General features: G+C 36.4%; 19 protein-coding genes, 1 tRNA gene and 1 pseudogene. 4 read left to right on the top strand and 17 right to left on the bottom strand.

What is annotated here, in order from left to right; translation table 11 throughout:
- The first annotated feature begins 55 nt into the window (after positions 1-55).
- Together AP75_RS08745 and AP75_RS08740 are read left to right on the top strand one after the other, a co-directional pair.
- Positions 56-547 (top strand): DUF456 domain-containing protein, encoded by a 492-nt coding sequence (locus tag AP75_RS08745; protein ID WP_031501543.1) that lies wholly within the window; start codon positions 56-58, stop codon positions 545-547.
- A gap of 4 nt (positions 548-551) precedes the next feature.
- Positions 552-1,175: a hypothetical protein gene (locus tag AP75_RS08740; protein ID WP_088264324.1), complete on the top strand. Its 624-nt coding sequence runs from the start codon at positions 552-554 to the stop codon at positions 1,173-1,175.
- Here AP75_RS08740 and AP75_RS08735 read toward each other — a convergent pair.
- A complete protein-coding gene (locus AP75_RS08735) occupies positions 1,162-1,803 on the bottom strand; it encodes a uracil-DNA glycosylase (protein ID WP_031501545.1) in 642 nt (213 codons plus the stop codon). The two genes, AP75_RS08740 and AP75_RS08735, sit on opposite strands and share 14 nt — an antisense overlap.
- An 89-nt stretch (positions 1,804-1,892) precedes the next feature.
- On the opposite strand from AP75_RS08735, the gene AP75_RS08730 reads away from it, so the two are divergent.
- Positions 1,893-4,043, top strand: coding sequence for an endonuclease MutS2 (locus AP75_RS08730; RefSeq protein WP_088264322.1), 2,151 nt, complete (start codon positions 1,893-1,895; stop codon positions 4,041-4,043).
- A gap of 69 nt (positions 4,044-4,112) precedes the next feature.
- Here the strand turns inward: AP75_RS08730 and AP75_RS08725 are convergent, their stop codons facing one another.
- The 8 genes and pseudogenes from AP75_RS08725 to AP75_RS08690 all read right to left on the bottom strand — a co-directional run bounded on the left by AP75_RS08725 (position 4,113) and on the right by AP75_RS08690 (position 11,051).
- Positions 4,113-6,356, bottom strand: a complete 2,244-nt coding sequence (locus AP75_RS08725; protein WP_031501546.1) for a nitric-oxide reductase large subunit — start codon at positions 6,354-6,356, stop codon at positions 4,113-4,115.
- Between the two features lie 18 nt (positions 6,357-6,374).
- A complete protein-coding gene (gene ric, locus AP75_RS08720; RefSeq protein ID WP_088264320.1) occupies positions 6,375-7,097 on the bottom strand; it encodes an iron-sulfur cluster repair di-iron protein in 723 nt (240 codons plus the stop codon).
- A gap of 43 nt (positions 7,098-7,140) precedes the next feature.
- Positions 7,141-7,551, bottom strand: coding sequence for a c-type cytochrome (locus AP75_RS08715; protein WP_088264348.1), 411 nt, complete (start codon positions 7,549-7,551; stop codon positions 7,141-7,143).
- 25 nt (positions 7,552-7,576) lie between these two features.
- The gene (locus AP75_RS08710; protein WP_088264318.1) at positions 7,577-8,155 is read right to left on the bottom strand and encodes an SCO family protein; all 579 of its coding nucleotides are present in this window, start codon (positions 8,153-8,155) and stop codon (positions 7,577-7,579) included.
- Positions 8,156-8,186: 31 nt separating this feature from the next.
- A complete protein-coding gene (locus AP75_RS08705) occupies positions 8,187-9,011 on the bottom strand; it encodes a formylglycine-generating enzyme family protein (protein WP_051872501.1) in 825 nt (274 codons plus the stop codon).
- A 78-nt stretch (positions 9,012-9,089) separates the two neighbouring features.
- A pseudogene (gene nirK / locus AP75_RS08700) lies at positions 9,090-10,106 on the bottom strand (copper-containing nitrite reductase); the annotation flags it as partial.
- Between the two features lie 176 nt (positions 10,107-10,282).
- Complete coding sequence (locus AP75_RS14680) at positions 10,283-10,561, bottom strand: hypothetical protein (RefSeq protein WP_242589795.1); 279 nt, start codon at positions 10,559-10,561, stop codon at positions 10,283-10,285.
- A 58-nt stretch (positions 10,562-10,619) separates the two neighbouring features.
- Positions 10,620-11,051 carry an RrF2 family transcriptional regulator gene (locus AP75_RS08690; protein WP_031501550.1) on the bottom strand — a complete coding sequence of 144 codons (432 nt, stop codon included), beginning with the start codon at positions 11,049-11,051 and terminating at the stop codon, positions 10,620-10,622.
- A gap of 161 nt (positions 11,052-11,212) precedes the next feature.
- Between AP75_RS08690 and AP75_RS08685 the strand changes: the two genes are divergently transcribed.
- Positions 11,213-11,488, top strand: a complete 276-nt coding sequence (locus AP75_RS08685) for an ISAon1 family transposase N-terminal region protein (RefSeq protein ID WP_088264316.1) — start codon at positions 11,213-11,215, stop codon at positions 11,486-11,488.
- Positions 11,489-11,637: 149 nt separating this feature from the next.
- Here the strand turns inward: AP75_RS08685 and AP75_RS08680 are convergent, their stop codons facing one another.
- The 8 genes from AP75_RS08680 to AP75_RS08645 all read right to left on the bottom strand — a co-directional run bounded on the left by AP75_RS08680 (position 11,638) and on the right by AP75_RS08645 (position 18,488).
- Positions 11,638-12,876, bottom strand: coding sequence for a site-specific integrase (locus AP75_RS08680; RefSeq protein ID WP_031502340.1), 1,239 nt, complete (start codon positions 12,874-12,876; stop codon positions 11,638-11,640).
- 248 nt (positions 12,877-13,124) lie between these two features.
- Positions 13,125-13,198: transfer RNA gene (locus AP75_RS08675), tRNA-Asp, on the bottom strand.
- 135 nt (positions 13,199-13,333) lie between these two features.
- Positions 13,334-13,651 carry a thioredoxin gene (gene trxA, locus AP75_RS08670; RefSeq protein ID WP_031502343.1) on the bottom strand — a complete coding sequence of 106 codons (318 nt, stop codon included), beginning with the start codon at positions 13,649-13,651 and terminating at the stop codon, positions 13,334-13,336.
- 70 nt (positions 13,652-13,721) lie between these two features.
- Entirely contained in the window at positions 13,722-14,894 is a 1,173-nt protein-coding gene (locus AP75_RS08665) for a cysteine desulfurase family protein (RefSeq protein WP_088264314.1), read from the bottom strand.
- A 38-nt stretch (positions 14,895-14,932) separates the two neighbouring features.
- A complete protein-coding gene (locus AP75_RS08660; RefSeq protein ID WP_031502344.1) occupies positions 14,933-15,520 on the bottom strand; it encodes an HAD-IB family hydrolase in 588 nt (195 codons plus the stop codon).
- 18 nt (positions 15,521-15,538) lie between these two features.
- Positions 15,539-16,264 carry an SDR family NAD(P)-dependent oxidoreductase gene (locus AP75_RS08655; RefSeq protein ID WP_088264312.1) on the bottom strand — a complete coding sequence of 242 codons (726 nt, stop codon included), beginning with the start codon at positions 16,262-16,264 and terminating at the stop codon, positions 15,539-15,541.
- 23 nt (positions 16,265-16,287) lie between these two features.
- Positions 16,288-17,604: an FAD-binding oxidoreductase gene (locus tag AP75_RS08650; protein ID WP_031502346.1), complete on the bottom strand. Its 1,317-nt coding sequence runs from the start codon at positions 17,602-17,604 to the stop codon at positions 16,288-16,290.
- Positions 17,604-18,488, bottom strand: a complete 885-nt coding sequence (locus AP75_RS08645) for a decaprenyl-phosphate phosphoribosyltransferase (protein WP_031502348.1) — start codon at positions 18,486-18,488, stop codon at positions 17,604-17,606. The genes AP75_RS08650 and AP75_RS08645 overlap by 1 nt, the downstream gene beginning before the upstream one ends.
- Positions 18,489-18,553 lie beyond the last annotated feature (65 nt).

Raw genomic sequence — 18,553 nt, 5'->3', positions numbered from 1 at the left:
GAATTCTGATTGTGTTTAAAGGATTAATGCTTATTTTTAACAAAATTTATTACACATGAACGATACACTCATTCCTTTGGTGAGCATTCTTCTACTTTTGGTGGGGATTTTGGGAACATTTTTGCCTGTTTTACCGGGATTATTGCTCAGTCTTTGCGGATTACTAATTTATAAATTCGGAACAGATTCGTCGCTTTCCATGGCTTATCTCTGGATTTTTGTTTTTCTCACATTACTTTCCATCATATTGAACTATGTAATTCCAGCCAGAACGAACCGAAAATACGGCGGAACACGTTGGGGAAGCGTAGGTTCAATCATCGGAACCATTCTCGGAATGTTCTTTATTCCTCTGCCTTTCGGATTCTTAATCGGCATGTTTTTAGGCGTTTTTGTGGGTGAATTATTGCACGATGCCAACGACAAAAAAAAAGCATGGAACTCCACCAAAGGAGCATTTATCGGATTTCTATACGGAACCGGTTTTAATTTCATGGTCGGTTTGGCAATGTTTTTGGTAGTTTTAATTGATATTTTTAAATCATAAAACAATGATAACCAAACAATTATTCATCGCTATCGGATTTTTAGCTTTCACAGCTTGTCAAAAACCAAAAACTGCAGAAAACCAAAACATTCCTAAAACGGAAGTGAAAACAGAAGTAAAAACCGAATCAACTTCACAACCAAAATCTGAAATGCCAAAACCAACAAAAACCGGCGAACCAGAGATGTCCGCAGGATTACCTCCCGATAAAGAGGCGTTGGAAACCGCAAAAAAAGAACAACAAAACACTTCAAATGTGATTTATTTCAAAGAAGGTGAAAATAAATTCTTGAAAGAATATGAAACCAATATTACTTTCAAACAAATTACCGAAGATAGCCGCTGTCCGAAAGATGTGAATTGTATTTGGGCCGGAGTTGCCACCGCAGAAATCGAAGTGATGGGACTTCACACCCGACCGGTTACTTTGAAATTAAGCACCATAAATGACTCCAATAAAAATTATCGCAAAAGCCAAAATTTCAATGGGTTTTCTATTTCTTTGGTGGAACTAAGCCCGGAAACTACTTCTGATAAAGGCTTTAAAGCATTAAAAGGAAGCTACAAAATCGGACTGAAATTTTCTAAAGAAAATTCAGAAAACCAAGACGGAACTACCACGAAATAGGTTTCAGATTTTTGCTTTCTAAATATTCATTAATCTTTGAAAAAGGTTTGCTCCCGTAGAAACCTCGATACACCGAAAAAGGCGATGGATGCGCAGATTTTAAAATAAAATGCTTGGAGGAATCAATCAATTCCTCCTTTTTTTGTGCGAAAGCTCCCCACAAAACAAAAACTATGTTTTCCCTATTTTCTGAAATCTCTTTAATGACGAAATCGGTAAATTTTTCCCATCCCAAATCTTTATGAGAATTGGGCGAATGAGCGCGTACTGAAAGCGTGGCATTCAACAGCAAAACGCCTTGTTCAGCCCAATCGTTGAGTTCAGTTTTGGTTCTTTCAATTCCTAAATCATTGTTGAGTTCGGTGAAAATATTTTTAAGAGAAGGCGGCGCTTTTACATTTTCCGAAACCGAAAAACACAACCCATTTGCTTGAAAATCATTATGATAAGGATCTTGCCCGATGATAACGACTTTTATATTCTCAAAAGGCGTCAATTCAAAAGCTCTGAAAATCTGCTCCTTTGGCGGAAAACATTCTCCGGAAGCATATTCATTTTCTACTTTTTGCCAAAGATTTTGGAATTGATCAGTGTTTTTGATCGGTGCTAAAACGGTTTCCCAATTCATTAAGTCGTAATTATAATTGATTTTAATATTTCAAAAATACAAAAATTATGCACCAGAACAGATTATCAAATAATCATTAAATTTGCAATGTGCAAATAACCAACGACCAATTAGAAGAACTAGAATTTCCGGATTTGCTTGCGGAGATTTCGCCCTTTGCTTTTTCCCATAAAACCGCCACGAAAATTTCAGAACTGCGGCCTTTTTCGATAGATGAAGCCAAAATTTCATTAAAAAAAGTATCCGAATTATTATCGAGTTTCGAAAGCGATAATGCAATTCCGTTCAACGAATATGACGATATCGAAACCGAACTGAAACTGATGTTGATTGAAAATTTTCGGTTAGAAAACAGCGCTTTTATCAAAATAAAAAGCCTTACCGAACAAATCGGGAAACTCCAAAAATTTTATCCGGCTTACGAAGAAGTTTTTGCAACATTGAATAATGATGTGAAAGATTTGGATTTCCGAAAAGAAATTATTGAGAAAATAGACAAAGTTTTCAACCGTTTCGGAGAAGTGAAAAGTGAAGCTTCGCCGATTCTGAAATCCTTAAGAGCTGAAATTTCTCATGCGAGAAAAGCCATTCAGGAGAATTTCAACAAAGCACTTGCTTCACTTTCATCAACAGATTTTCTAGACGACATCCGCGAAAGTATTATTGATGACCAAAGAGTTTTGGCAGTGAAATCTGCTTATAAAAAACGGGTTTTGGGAAGAGTATTAGGACTTTCAAAAACAGGTTCCATTACTTATATCCAACCGGAATCGGTGGTGAAACATCAATTCAAACTCCGCGAAGATATTGAAGAAGAAAAGAAAGAAGTCGATAAAATCCTGAGAAAACTTACTGCCGAAATTGCGGAATTTCAACCTCAACTTTCATCGTATCAGGAATATATTTTTGATTTGGATCATACGCGTGCGAAAGCAAAATTTGCGGAGAAAATTGGTGGAGTTTTGCCAAAAATTAATCCTCATAAAACCCTTCGGTTGGTCAATGCGTATCATCCGCTTTTACTAATTAGAAACCGCGAAGAGAAAAAACAAATTTTTCCACAGACATTTACCCTCACCGAGCACAATCGAATTCTGTGTATTTCGGGACCAAATGCCGGAGGAAAATCCATTACTTTGAAAACCGTTGGATTGCTACAATTAATGATTCAGAGTGGGATTTTGGTTCCTGTTCATCCCAAATCGGAAATGTTTTTCTTTGATAAGATAATGACTGACATTGGTGATAATCAATCCATCGAAAACCATCTCTCCACCTACTCCTCTCGTTTGAAAAAAATGGCAGGAATCATTCGCGAAGCCGATGAAAACACACTTTTACTGATTGATGAATTCGGAACCGGTTCCGACCCTGAACTTGGTGGCGCTTTGGCGGAAAGTTTCCTGGAATTTTTCTACAATAAGAAATCTTTTGCAATTATCACAACGCATTACACCAATATAAAACTCGTTGTAGAACAACTTCCGAATGCACAAAACGCGGCAATGCTTTTCGATGAACACACGCTGGAACCTTTGTATAAACTGGAAGTGGGACAAGCCGGAAGTTCATTCACTTTTGAGGTAGCAAAAAAGAACAAAATCCCTGCATTCATCATCAATTCAGCCAAGAAAAAGGTGGAACATGATATTGTAAATCTAGATAAAACGATTGTAAAACTTCAGCAGGAAAAATTTGAAGTTGAAAAACTGAAAAGTAACCTTACCGAGCAGAAAGAATCAACCCAAAACAAGAAAGAAAATCTGGAAAAACTCAACGAGCAACTGCAACAAAAACTCTTTAATTTCCAGAAATTATACGAAGAAGAACACCGCAAATTGCAATTCGGCAACAAGATTGAAGGCTTCATCGATTCTTATGTAAAAGGTAAATCGCGAAAAGATGTGGTGAAAGATTTCGTGAAAATTTTGGAGCAGGAAAAATTCCGAAAACTAGGTTCAGACAAAGATGAAACCAAGAAACTTCAGGTCGTAAAACGAAAAATTACGCAACAACTGAAAAAGGAAAATGTGCAAGAAAAAATCGCTGAAACCCACGAAAAACTGGAAGACAAGCGAATAAAAGAACGCGCGGTATGGCTAAAAGTTGGTCAACGTGTACGAATCGCCGGTAGTACAAGTGTGGGAACCATCGAAAAAATCGATAAAAACCAGAAAGTAACCGTGAATTACGGGATGTTCAAAACACAGATTTCCGCAGAAGAATTGGAAAGAATTTAAACCAAAAACAGCATAAAAAAAGGATTGGAATTTTATAAACCCCAATCCTTTTTGTTTAATATGGAAAATTTATCGTTTTTCTTTCAAACTCCAACCAAAATGAAGTCCGATAATAAAAATCACTAGAAGAAGTTCACCCAAAGCAAGAAGTGAATCTCCCGGAACGCGCATCCATCTTAAGAAATTCATCACATCAGTTTGCATAAATTCCGCTGAACGTGCATACCAATATCCTTCCTGAATTGACGCAACTGCTTGCATAATTCCTATCGGAAGCAAACTTATGGTAGTCATTACAAACAAACCAATATTTGTTAACCAAAATGCCCAACCAATCAGCTTATCATTCCATTGACGGTCAGGATACAAACCCCTTAAAATAAACAACATCAAACCGATTCCGAGAATTCCATAAACCCCAAATAATGCGGCATGACTGTGAACTGCAGTGGTATTTAATCCTTGAATATAATATAAAGCAATTGGTGGATTAATGGCAAAACCGAAGATTCCTGCTCCTAGGAAATTCCAAAAACACATTGCAATAAAGCAGTAAATTGGCCATTTGTAAGCAGAAATCCATTTCGTAGTTTTGGTTAATTGATAATTATGATAAGCTTCATAACCGATGAGTACCAAAGGAACAATTTCTAATGCGCTGAAAGTTGCTCCCAAAGCCAAAACTGCAGTTGGAGTTGCGCTGAAATACAGGTGATGGAAAGTTCCTAAAATTCCGCCGGCTAAAAAAATAATTGTTGAAAACAATACGGAATTTGTAGCAGATTGTATTCTCAACAAGCCTAATCTTGTAAACAAAAATGCTGCAACTACCGTAGCAAAAACTTCGAAGAAACCTTCTACCCATAGGTGAACAACCCACCATCTCCAATATTCCGCAATTGCCATGTGGGTTTGTCGGCCATACATTAATCCAGCTGCATAAAACATTGCGATTGCTACAGATGCAATTACAAACAAAGTAAGCATGTGGCGGTTTTCATCTTTCTTTTTTAATGCAGGCATCAAAGCTCGCAGCATCAAAACCAGCCAAAGAATTAAACCAACCAATAATAAAATCTGCCAAACTCTTCCCAGTTCAATATATTCGTAACCTTGGTGTCCCCAAAGAAAATTATCGACCAAACCTAATTTTTGCATGACGCCCAGCCACTGCCCAGCCGAAGATCCGAAAACTACGATCAGAAGTGCTGCAAACAAAACATTCACTCCTAATTTTTGATATTTTGGTTCATAACCAGAAACTGCAGGTGCAATATATAAACCTGTGGCTAACCAGGATGTTGCAATCCAGAAAATCGCTAACTGAACATGCCAACTACGAGAAACCGATTGAGGCAAAATTTGGTCTAAAGGAATTCCATAAAAAGCACTTCCTTCGACGCCGTAATGAGCAGTAACAATACCTGCCAACATCTGGACAAGAATAAGCAAACACACTACCCAAATATATTTCAAAGTAGCTTTCATCGAAGGAGTTGGCTTCATATTTCGAAGCGGATCATCTAATGGAAGATTTTCGCTTATTTCCTCCTCTTTATTTCGTGCATGGTAAAACACCAATAACCCAACGCATCCCAGTAGCATTAATATACTGAATCCGGACCACAAATGAAGGGAACTAGAAGGGATATTTCCTACCAATTCATCATGAGGCCAGTTGTTGGTGTACGTTACATTATCGCCGGGACGATGAGTAATACAAACCCAAGTGCTCCAAGAAAAGAAAGCATTCATATCGTCCATTCGATCCTGATTTTTAATGGTATTTACAGGAATTGCATAAGCATCCCGAAGTTTGGTCATCGAAGGATCATTCATGAAAAGTTTGGAGTAATAAATCGCCAATTCTTGCTGCACTTTTGCTCTTTCTGGGGAAAATGTGATCGTATTAGTTCCCTCATCGAAAGTATTGGTACGAAGTTCTTTTTTCAGTAAAGTTTTATACTTCGCTTGTTCCTCATCCGGAAGTTGCTTGTAGATTTTCCCATCTTTTTTTGCCAATTCATCCAAGAGAAGCAAAGCCTCCCGATGCAGATAATCCGCTGTCCAATCGGGAGCAATGTAGGCGCCATGTCCCCAAACGCTTCCCACAGTTTGTCCACCGATAGATTGCCATACATTTTGTCCATCTTTGACATCTTGAGCTGTGTACAAAACTTTGCCGTCGGTAGTCATCACTTTTTCTGCGATGGGTGGGACTTTACGGTAAATATCGGCTCCGAAATATATGAGAACCGCAAAAGAAGCGATCATCACAAAAGCCAGCCAGGTCCATAGTTTTTTTGGTGTCATTTTTTTTAAATTAAAAAATTAAACTGCAACAAATTCTTTTTCTAGTTTGATGGATTTCGGGAAGAGAATATTGTTCTCTAAATGAATGTGCTTATGAAGATCATTTTCAAAATCCTGAAGCATCGCAAAAGTTACGCGGTAAGTGTTGCAAGCATCAGCTGGAGGAGCGTAATTTTGAGTTAATTGTGCGATTTTTTCAAATCGTTCCCCTTCCGTGGTGTGCTCGTGCATCATCATATTTACAGGATTTTCTACGGTTCCGAAATGCGGTTGCAGAACATCTTCGCCTGAAATCTTGGCTTTTACCATTTGCTTAATGAATGGAAACAAAACCAATTCTTCTTTCTTCAAGTGTGCAGCTAAATCCCGGGCAGATTCATTGAAAATGGCGTTAATTTCAAACAATTCCGGGTGGCGATCGCCATGAACTTTACAAAGTTTATCTAAAAACTGCTGAATTATTGGTGTTTTTTCTTCTACATAGCGGTGATGGGTTTTCTCCACATAATCCGCAAGAAGATCAATCGGGAAGCTATTAAAATCAATTCCGGAAGCGTCTGTTTTTGGAAGATTTTCTAGTTCTTCAATGATTTTTTCTTTGTCGATATTTTTTTTCTCGCAAGCATCGGCAATCGTTCTACCACCTTTGCAGCAAAAATCGATACCATATTTTTTGAAAACAGCTGCTGTTCTAAAATCCTCGGCAACCATTTCTCCTATGAGGTCTGTTCTTGTATTCATTATTTTTTTTATTTATGGATTTAAATTATTGACATTCAGTATTTTATTTCTTAGTTGAAAGAATATATTTCACCATTAATTTTGCATTATCAGGACTTAATCCGGCGTGTGGAGTCATTGGAATTTCGCCCCAAACTCCTTTTCCACCATCAATGATTTTTGTTGCAAGCTTATCAATATCTGCTTCGGTATATTTTGCAGCAACCTCTTGGTAAGATGGACCAACTAATTTTCCGTCAACTTTATGGCAAGAAAGGCAATCGGCACCTTCTACCAACTGTTTTCCTTCTTCTTCTGGTGTTAATGCGGCTACAGGTTCAGGTTCAGTTGTAGGTTTTTCTTCCAACATTACATTGGATTCCGGTTGGTTTGCTGGGTCTATTGTTTCTTCTTTTTTAGAACAAGACGCTACGGTTAAAGCAGCTAAGACTGATGTTAAGAAAAGTTTTTTCATTTTGATTGATTTTAATGATGAATAATTATTGAAGTTGATTTTTAATTTCATTTACTGTTCCGTCTATATCGATGGTGATCCCTTCTTGCTGATGAACCAAAAGACCATCTTTCGAAAAAACGCTGATGATGTTGGAATGCGAAAAATCCATCGGGGAAATTTGCTTGTATTTTACGGCTAATACATTCGCCAACTCTCTTGTATTGTCCTCATCGCTTCGGATAAACAACCATTGTTTGCCTTCCAAATGATAATTTTTAATGAATTCCCGCATTTTCTCCGGAGTATCATTTTTAGGATCGATAGAAATTAAAACATAGCGCAAATCCTCAGGATTTTGGTGACCTACTTTTGCTTCTATGACCTTCATATCGGCTGTTAATTTTGGGCAAGCTGTTTTGCAGGAAGTATAAATCATCACCATTGTGAGGACTTTTCCTTTAAGATCTTCCAAATGAATTTTGGTTCCGTCCGGCGTTTCCCATTTTGAACTTAAATTAAAAATAGAAGCAGGATCTAAATTTTCACTTTCTTGTTTTTTGCAGCTCACCAACACTAAAAGCGAAAGTGCAGCAAGAGCAATATTTCGAAATAAATTTTTCATAGTATTATTTTTTTGGGGTTCCTGTGATGTTTTAATTTCCAGGTAAATCCTTTACACATCGGAAACCGAGGTTGTTGACGGTATAGTTGGCTTTCATGCTTCCACGCATTGCAAACCTTATAAATGCGGCATAATTCCTGAGATCTGAAGAAGTTACTGATGCACCTGCGCAAAACAAAGTTTCGTTCACCGTGTTGTCTTTTCGGGATTCTCCGGTCATCATCACCGAGTTGAAATCTTCCGTCCATTCCCAGATGGTTCCATACAGATCATAAATTCCCCATGCATTCGCTTCGTGTTGCTTCACCGGTTTTTTGTAACCGTATTTTTGCTGATAAAGCTTCAATATCTTCGTTGTGAATTCCGGGTTTTCGGTAGCATCTTTCAGTTTTTCGCTGGCTCTTGCGGCATATTCCCACTCATCTACGGTTGGTAATCTTTTTCCGACGCTTTGGGCATAGGCTTTTGCGGCGTACCAAGAAACATTGGTTACAGGCGCTTTTGGACTTACATCTGCCGGAAATTCGTAATCACTTTTCCAAGAATGAAGGTAAGTACTGTCTGCAAACAACTTCAGAACTTGGCTTTTGGTCCATTGAGGATTTTTCTTCAAAAATTCGAGAAATTCAGCATTTGTAACTGCGGTTTCATCCATCAAAAAAGAATTGACGAAGCTTAAACTATCGCTTTCTTTGCCTACAAACGGACGGTAACTTCCACCTTCAATCTTCAACATATTTTTTTGGCAGGAAATGAATGTTAAATGAGGTTTTAAAGTTGTATTTTCAGCCGTAATTTGCTTCTTACTACAAGAAAAAAACAGTAGTAATCCTAGGATGTAAACAAAATATCTCATTTTTAAAATTGAATTAAAATCCCCAAATAGAACCAAAAACATTATTAAAAAACTATGGGTTTATTGCTTATTTGATTTGTAAACTTTCGGATTATCCGCTCCTGTAATTTTTATTTTTCCTAAAGCACCTTTATTGAAAGCTCGGAAAATAGCGTGATCTACGATAACATATTCACCTGGAACTGTTGCCTTAAATTCCACAATAGCCGCTCCACCTGGAGGAATTACGGTAGTTTGTACGTTTTCATTGATTTTGCTTCCGCCTTCGATATACACTTTATCGAAAATTTCACCAATGACGTGGAATGAAGAAGTGAGGTTTGGCCCACCATTTCCGACAAAGAAACGAACCGTTTCGCCAACTTTGGCCTGAAGCTCTCCAGAATTCAATAAAGCCCCCGTATTCCCGTTGAATACTACATAATCCGGATTTTCAGCAATGGCTTTATCCATATCGAATTCCTGCAAACCTTGGTCTCCAAATTTTCCTTTGGTGTAGAAATCGCCTTGCATGATATAAAATTCTTTATCTACTTTTGGCAATCCGCCTTCCGGCTCAATTAAAACCAAACCATACATTCCGTTCGCAATATGCATCCCAACTGGTGCGGTGGCACAATGGTAAACATACAAACCAGGATTTAAGGCTTTAAAATTGAAAACCGCTTCTTTTCCGGGTGCTACGAAAGTGGCTTCCGCTCCACCTCCTGGACCATTTACTGCATGAAGGTCGATATTATGTGGAAAGGTTGAATTTTCATTATTTTTTAAATGAAATTCAATTTCATCGCCAACTCTTGCTCGAATAAAACTTCCAGGAACGGTACCTCCGAAAGTCCAGAAATTATATTGTGTTCCATCTGCCAATTCACCTGTTTTCTCGATGGTTTCCAAACGAACGATTAGTTTTTTTGCCGCTCTATCACCTATTGCAGCAGGTACAAATGGCGGTGAGGTAAGTTTAGCTTCTTCTGCATTACCGGAAACAGAGATTTTTTCGGTATCTGCCGCAGTAGATTCTGATGAACTTTTCTTACAAGAATTTAAAGTAATAACTGAAAGCAAAGTAGCGAAGGTTAAAAGATACTTTTTCATAGTGTGGGTATTTAAATAATTTTCTTTAGCTGTAAAAAACCTATTGAAAGGAGTAAAATGGCTTTAATGCATTCTGCGTAAATAAAATAATTGTGCAGCGGAGTTGGTGGGAGTCCCTTTCCAGTGGCTAAAACATCTGCTCGTGCATCTAAAATTGGCAACATCCAAAATTTTTCTTAAACCAAAATCAAAGCGAGCAAAACTCCAGTACAGATAATAAATTTATTGAGTTTCGATGGATTTAAAAAGAAATTAAAAAAGACCAAAATCATCAATCCCAATTGAATGTTTGTGGAAATTCCGAACATTGTTTTTCCTAATTCTAGAGCGATTGGCAAAGTCATTCCAGGAACTTGAAATTTCAATGGAGTTTCCAAAAAACTAACCGCTATAATCAATCCGGGCCAGAAAAAACTGACTGCGAAAATGAATGGATATTTAATTTGATATTTCATTTTAATATATTAACACCATTTTATCTTTTATTATAGTAAAAAAATAGAATTGAAAGATCTATTTTTTTAAAAAAGTTTCTTGAGCGTCCAATTGCTCAACAAAATCACCTACTTTCATATTGACCAACATTTTTTGTAGATTATTTCTGATGCTTTTAAATTCATGATGAACCGGACATGGATGATCTTCCGAACATTCTTTCAATCCTAAACCGCAACCAGTGAAAATTTTATCGCCATCAATTTCTTTTACGATTTCCGCCAAAGAACGATTCAAACTATTGTCTTCCAAATAAAATCCTCCGGTAGGTCCTTTTGCAGATTGTACAAAACCTTTACGACTCAAATCTTGCAGTATTTTTGCGATGAAATATTCCGGAGAATCAATTCCCACAGCAATGTCTTTAATTCCAATCTTCCCCCCACTTTTTGTTTGTTGGGCGATATAGATAAAAGCTCTCAAAGCGTATTCGCAGGTTTTAGAAAACATATTTATTTCTTTTTCTGATACAAATGTAAAATAAATTTTCAAATAAAAGATAAAAAACTCTTTTATTATAATATGATTTTTTTCAGTTTTATTGGATCAATCTCAAAAGTTGTGTGCAAATTGAAATAAGTTTTCGATTTTTGCAGTAAACTTTAAGAACATTGGATCATTATCTGGAACTGCTGAAACATATTCTGCCTGAATTTTTAATTGAACATTTTGATTTAACGAAGCAAACCACCGAGGGTGAAGTGATGCACCTTTATTTTGAGGAGAAAAATAACCCACCCAAAGAAGTTTCAAATCGAATTTTAACAGCACACGGATTCCATAAGGAGATTACTATTCAAGATTTTCCCCTGCGTGGAAACGCCGTTTACCTGCATATTAAAAGACGCAGATGGCTGGATAAGAACACAATTGGAAGTACCACATAAGAAAGATTAAGTAACACTCCCGTTTATAACAATTATAATAATGTTTAAATGTATTAATCAGCTGAAAAATTAACATTACTTGGTTATATTCTTAGTTTTTTTTGGAATAATTTCTATCAGCAACAATCCTTTCAGCAACATCTAATTACCTAAGAACTTATTGCAATTTTCTTTTTGTCAATAAATTTTTGTTTTAATTCCATCATATCCTCACTGACTTTTTTATCAAGTATTTTCGCATAATGCTGTGTCGTCTTAATACTTTTGTGACCTAGCATTTTACTAACACTTTCAATGGAAACCCCGTTGGATAAAGTAACAGTTGTTGCAAAAGTATGGCGTGCAATATGATAAGTCAATTCTTTACTAATACTGCACAGGTCTGCAATCTCTTTGAGATATGCATTCATTTTTTGATTACTAAGAATAGGCAGCAACTTTCCAGTATTAAGACATACTGGATGATTTTTGTATTTTTCAATAATTTTCTCTGTTTGAGAAAGCAAGGGAATATTAGAGGTAGTTTTAGTTTTCTGACGTTTGGTATAAATCCATTGTGAGCCATCAAGTCCTAAATTGATATTTTGATAGGTTAGCTTTTGAGTATCGATGTACGCCAATCCGGTGAAACAGCTGAACAAAAAAATATCTCTTACCAAAGACAATCTCTCATTTTTAAAATCTTTGGCAAAAAGCACTTCTATTTCCTTTTCATTAAGGAACATTCTTGTCACTTCATTAAACTTTGAATGATAGTTCAGAAAAGGGTCTCGCTCCATCCATCCATTTGCAAGACAGATACGAATGATTTTACCAAAATTCTTGATATACTTTACTGCAGAATTATTGTTACAGGATCTTTCAGTCCTTAAAAAAAATTCAAAATCGTTTAAAAAAGCGTAATCGATCTTTTTAATTTCAATATCGGTAACACTGTACTTCCATTTCAAAAAATCTTTGGTATGTTTCAGACAGGTCTTATAACGGGTTAATGTTCCCTGGGCAAATTCTTTGTCTATTAGTTTCTCCATTCGATCATTATGATCCTGAAAAACCGGAATGAGTGTTCTAGTCAATCTACCTCTACCCACTAACTTATTTTTAAGAGCCTCACAAGTTACCGTTTCCTTATCTCTGATTAATTCGTGATAGGAATCATAAACTTTCTGCTCAAATGTTTTTAAATAAAAATTAAGTGATTTACATTCTTCTGAAGAGCCACTAACCTTCTGCATAGCAGAGCTCCATTTTGAAGGCTTTATTGTACGTTTTGTGCTGATCTCGGATATTTTGCCATCAATTGTAATTCGTAAATAAATAGGAGACTCTCCTACAGAATTGATTTTAGCTTTTTTTACATAGAAAAGTAAATTGAATGTCTTGTTCATTTCGTCTAGCGTTTAAGATTTAAAATTAACCTTAGCAAAAACTTATCACAAGATATTCAGTTGCTGAACTAGCCACTGAACAGGGTTTGTCTGAATTTTCAGTGACCTTTTTAAACCTGCTTTAACAGGTCACTGAATAGGTCACTTTCAGATTGTGCTTTTTTAGTTCTCTTTGAACAGACATAAAACAAAAAAAGCTTTAAAACATACGTTTTAAAGCTTTTTGTACTACTTTGATATTGTAGTTGCGATCCGGACGGGACTCGAACCCGCGACCTCCGCCGTGACAGGGCGGCATTCTAACCAGCTGAACTACCGGATCTTTAGAATTACCTCTTAGAAAGTTTCTTTCTTTTTGGTGAGTGCAAAAATACAACTTTTTGCTTATCTACAAAACATTTTCGAAAAAAAAATGCTTTCTTTTTCGGAAAGCATTGATTATTACTGAATTATTTTTCTACAAATGTGCAGATAATTTCTCCGCAATCACTTCTTTCGAAGCAACTCCTACAATTTTATCTACTACCTCACCATTTTTGAAGATTAAAACAGTAGGTATATTTCTGATACCATAATCAACAGAAACCTGCTGATTATTGTCAACATCTACTTTTCCTACAACCGCTTTTCCTTCGAAATCTGTTGCGATTTCTTCAACAATTGGTCCTAACATTCTACATGGTCCGCACCATACTGCCCAAAAATCAACCAACACTGGTTTGTCTGAATTCAAAACCATTTCTTTAAATGACTGGTCTGTAATCTCTAATGCCATATCTTTTTTGTTTTTTAATTAAAATTTCAAAGTCCAAATTTACAACTTTCTTACCAATCCCTTGCGTAAATTATCTATGTTCAATATTTGTTTTTTCTATTTTAGAATCTGAAGCGATCTTTTTCAGCGCATCAATTAATGCATCAATATCCTTTTTGGTGGTGAGATGGCTAAACGAAATTCTCAGTGGTGTGGAATTATCCATTTCTTCTTCATCCAAAATCATCATCATCACCATTGATGGTTTAGATGCACCCGATGAACAAGCACTTCCCTGAGAGATGGCGATTCCATTCATATCTAATTTCAATCCAATCATTGGATCTTTGAAAGGCAATAAAACACTTAAAACCGTGTATAAACTTCCCTCTTCCGCACTTCTTCCGTTAAATTTCACGCCTTCTATTTCAGCAGCAAGTTTTTCGATCGCGTAATTTTTAATTTCTTTGATGTGTGAAGCATAATCGCTCATATTTTTCAATGAAAGTTCCAATGCTTTTCCTAAACCTACAATTCCACAAACGTTTTCCGTACCTGCTCTCAACGATCTTTCCTGAGGTCCACCGGTGATGATCCCCTTCAAACCGGAGGATTTTCTGATAAAAGCAAACCCACTTCCTTTAGGACCATGAAATTTATGGGCACTACAGCTTGCAAAGTCCACCGGAATTTTAGAAAAATCCAAATCCATATGTGCCATCGATTGTACAGTATCTGAATGGAAAAGCGCATTGTTTTCCTTGCAAAGGTGCGCTACTTTATTAATATCCAGAAGGTTACCGATTTCATTATTGGCATGCATTAAACTTACCAACGTTTTTTTATCTGAATTTTTTAGTAATTCTTCAAGTTTTGCCAAATCCAAATCTCCTTTTTGATCTGGACGAAGGTAAACCACCTCAACTCCTCTCCTATTTTTCATCTCCAAAACTGTTTCTGCAACACATTTATGCTCCAGTGGTGAAGTGATGATTCGCTGCACCCCAAGATGATCCACACAAGATTTAATGATCATATTATTGGATTCGGTTCCACATGAAGTGAAAATAATTTCAGCTGGAGTAACATGCAAATAATCAGCAACTTCGCGTCTAGTTTTTTCGATAAGAATTTTGGCTTCCTGCCCGAAACTGTGGGTAGATGAAGGATTGCCATAAGTAACTTTCATTACCGAAACCATTGCATCAATTACTTCCTCGGAGAGCGGTGTTGTCGCAGCATTATCCAGATATATTTTATCCATTTTTTGTACTTTCTTATTGTTATTTTGGGGAGCTAAAATTAGTGAAAAAATTCAAAATGGCTTTCATTTGCCCAAGCCAGCATTTCCCGATCGCCCGAAGTATCGCCAAAAGCTTTGATTTTATCGAACTTTTTGCCATCAATTGCTTCTTTAATTCGGTTTACTTTTTCAGCTCCGTTACAGTTTTTGCCAATGAAATTTCCGGTAAACTTATCGTTTTTAAATTCCGCGCGTGTGGATAAAAGTTTCATCTGAAATTCCTTAGCAAAAGGCGCTACCCAAATATCGAGCGAAGCGGAAACGATATAACATTCGGTATTTTCGCGGTCGATATTTTTGATGAATTCCAAAGCATTTTCCCGAAAAATTTCCGGATAAAATTCTTGAAAAAAAAGTTCCGATTTCTTTTCTATTCTGCTTTTGCTTTCACCCTTTAAAATAGAAGATATAAAATTTTTCTTTACTTTTTCGGCATCTGCAAGCTTTAATTTAAGCAAAACAAAAAGCGGAATATGTTTGATAAACTGAGTTCTGAATTTGGCAGAGTTATAAAATTTCAGGTACAAAAACATCGTGTCTTTGCGGGTTAAAGTTCCATCAAAATCGAAGCAATATAATTTTCTCATCAATCGCAATCTTGTTTTCTAAAGTTTTAGTTTTTTAAAAATAAATTCAGGAATATTTCTGATGATCAGCATTATCAATCCCCAAATCGGCAATACATATGCAACATTTTTTTTCATTTTCAGTGCTTTATAAATTGCTTCTGCGGCTTGTTTTGGCGTGGCTGTAAGTTTGGGATTCAGCGGCAAACCTTCCGTCATTTTGGTGTCCATAAATCCTGGTTTTATGGTGATCACATGAACTTTTCTGGTGAACATATAATTCCTCAACCCGCTTAAATAAGCCGTTAATCCTGCCTTTGCACTTCCATAAATAAAATTGCTTTGTCTGCCACGATCACCCGCTACCGAGGACAGAATGATCATTGTTCCGGAACGCTGCCTCTCCATTTTCTGGGCGAAAAAATTGAGCAATGGAATTAGCTTTGCGTAATTAATATCAACAATATTTGCCGTATTTTTCGGGTCGTACAAGCTTTCTTCAGTTCCTTCGCCGAGAAAACCTGTTGCGCAAAACAACAAATCCGCTGAAAGATGTTCAAGTTTGGTATATTCGTTTTCTTTTAACAAATCGAAGTCAATGATATCGGTATTTTGTAGAAATTTCACATCGAGATGTCGGGCAAATTTTTCCGTAGTTTCCCGATTGGAGGTCACCAAATAGATGGTCGAATATTTTCCGCCCTCTTCTAAAACCTTTTCAACAAATGCTTGCGCAACTTCTGAATTGCTTCCGAGTATGATCATAAATTAGAATTAGTAGAAATGATTCAGTTATTATTGATGATTCTTTTGTGTTGTAACGATACAAATTTCGAATTCTGAACGTTTTGTAGATAATTCGTTAAACTGGATTTGCTCATGCTGTCTTTAGTTAAATAAATTCTGCCACAAAATTCCTCTACAATCGCATCCAATTTCTCAACCAGATTTTTGAGATTTTTGTTAACTTTAAAATCCAGAGCCAGCGTATAACCTTCCATCGGGAAAGAGTTATAAGCTTCAGGATTATTCTTACCGAAAAGCTTCAGCACGGCGAGAAAAGAGCCGTTTCCGCTTTTCGCGATGGTTTCAAGGATTTTTCTCATTCCTTCTTTCCCATTTTCTTTGGGAATTACCATTTGATACTGAATAAAACCTTCTTTTCCGTAAATTTTATTCCAATCGTTCACCACATCCAAAGGATAGAAAAACGATTCATAATCCACATAATCCTTTACCTCTTTTTTCCGTTTTTTATTAAAATACAACCAGTTGAACAACTTTACACTCCATTTATTCAACACAAAACCAGGAAAATAAAATGGTACGGATGGATTAATTTTCTTTTTTAATCTTAAAGGATTTTGTTGCGATTTCTTTGGCAATTCATGTCTGAAAGCGTGTTCGCCTCTCATTAAAATGCTTTTTCCTAAGTTTTTTCCTTTTTGCTGGCAATCAATCCATGCTACATTGTAAGTCCAGGATTCACTTTCGTCGAACAACTGAAAAATTTCATCCAAATTATTGGCTTTCATGCTTTCTTGTCGAATGTATGCGGTTTCGATATTCTTCAGTTTAAATTTTGCGGAAAGAATAATTCCTGTAAGTCCCATTCCGCCAATAGTTGCCCAGAATTTTTCGGAATTTTGAGTTCTCGAGCAAGTGATGACTTCATTTTTTTCATTTAACAAAGAAAATTCAAGCACATACTTGGAAAAACAACCTTCCAAATGATGATTCTTGCCATGAACATCCGATGCGATGGCACCTCCTACGGAAATAAATTTGGTTCCCGGCGTCACATAAAGAAAATAACCTTGGGGAACGCATACTTCGAGAACCTCGGAAAGCAAAACTCCGGATTCGCACTCTATCACTCCGTTCAACCGATCGAAACTAATGAACTTATTAAGTCTTTTGGTTGAAAAAATATGTTCAGAAAGTGAAGCGTCACCATAGCAACGTCCGTTTCCGCGAGCGATAATTTCATTGTGATTTTGTACGAATTCTTTAATTTTCCGGATAGAATCTTCAGATTTCATTTCTTTTTCCACAACTGGAAAATTGCCCCAATTCGTAACTTTCTGTGTAAAATTTGGTTTCATTATTTGAAATAAATTTGAAGTAAAAATGCCGCAATCCATAGAACCAACGTAACTTGAATGTAACGGTCTTTATAAATAATCTTGGTTGGAGATTCTGTTTTGTTGTACACCAAAGTTTGCTGCAAATAGCGCAAAAAAGCAAAAACGACAAAAATCACCGTATAAAAAACCCTCGGATGAAAACGCTGCTGAACCTCGGGAGAAAGTGTAAACATAAGGTAACACACAATTGCCAGCGCACAACTGATGGAAAGCGCAATATCTGCAAACTGTACATTGTAGCCGTCTAATGCTTTTCTTGTTTTCCCGGAAATTTGTGCATTGATCAACTCTCCACGTCTTTTCCCTAATGCTAATACTAATGCGAGAACAAAGGTTAGGAGAATCGCCCACTGGGAAATAAAAATTCCTGTGGCATAACCGCCGGCTAAAACCCTTAATACAAAACCAATTGAAATGATGCAAACATCAATAATGGCGACATGTTTCAGCTTAAAAGTATAAGCAATGTTCATAAAAAAATAAAAGGCAATAATACTCGCAAACTTCCAGGAATTGTGATGAAAATACGATCCACCAAAGATTATCAAACCTACACAAAGTGCGATTAATCCTACAAAAACAACAACTGCAGTAGTTTTTGAAATAGCTCCACTCGCGAGAGGTCGTTTACTTTTTTCAGGGTGCTTCCTATCGGATTCGATGTCGGAATAATCATTAAGAATATACACTGCACTCGCTGCAAAAGAAAATACCAAAAACGCAAAAAAACTTTTGATCAGCAGATCAAAATTGGTGATATTTCCGGAAAAAAAAAGTGGTACGAAAACAAAAAGGTTCTTCACCCATTGCTCTACACGAAGCAGTTTTAAATATTTTGTCATCAATGTAAAATCAATTCCAAAAATAGTGAATTTAAAATAAAAAAATCCGCCTAAGCGGACTTAAA

The organism is Kaistella haifensis DSM 19056 (assembly GCF_000735695.2).
Classification (GTDB): Bacteria; Bacteroidota; Bacteroidia; order Flavobacteriales; family Weeksellaceae; genus Kaistella; species Kaistella haifensis.
This window is presented reverse-complemented; position numbering and strand designations above follow the sequence as displayed.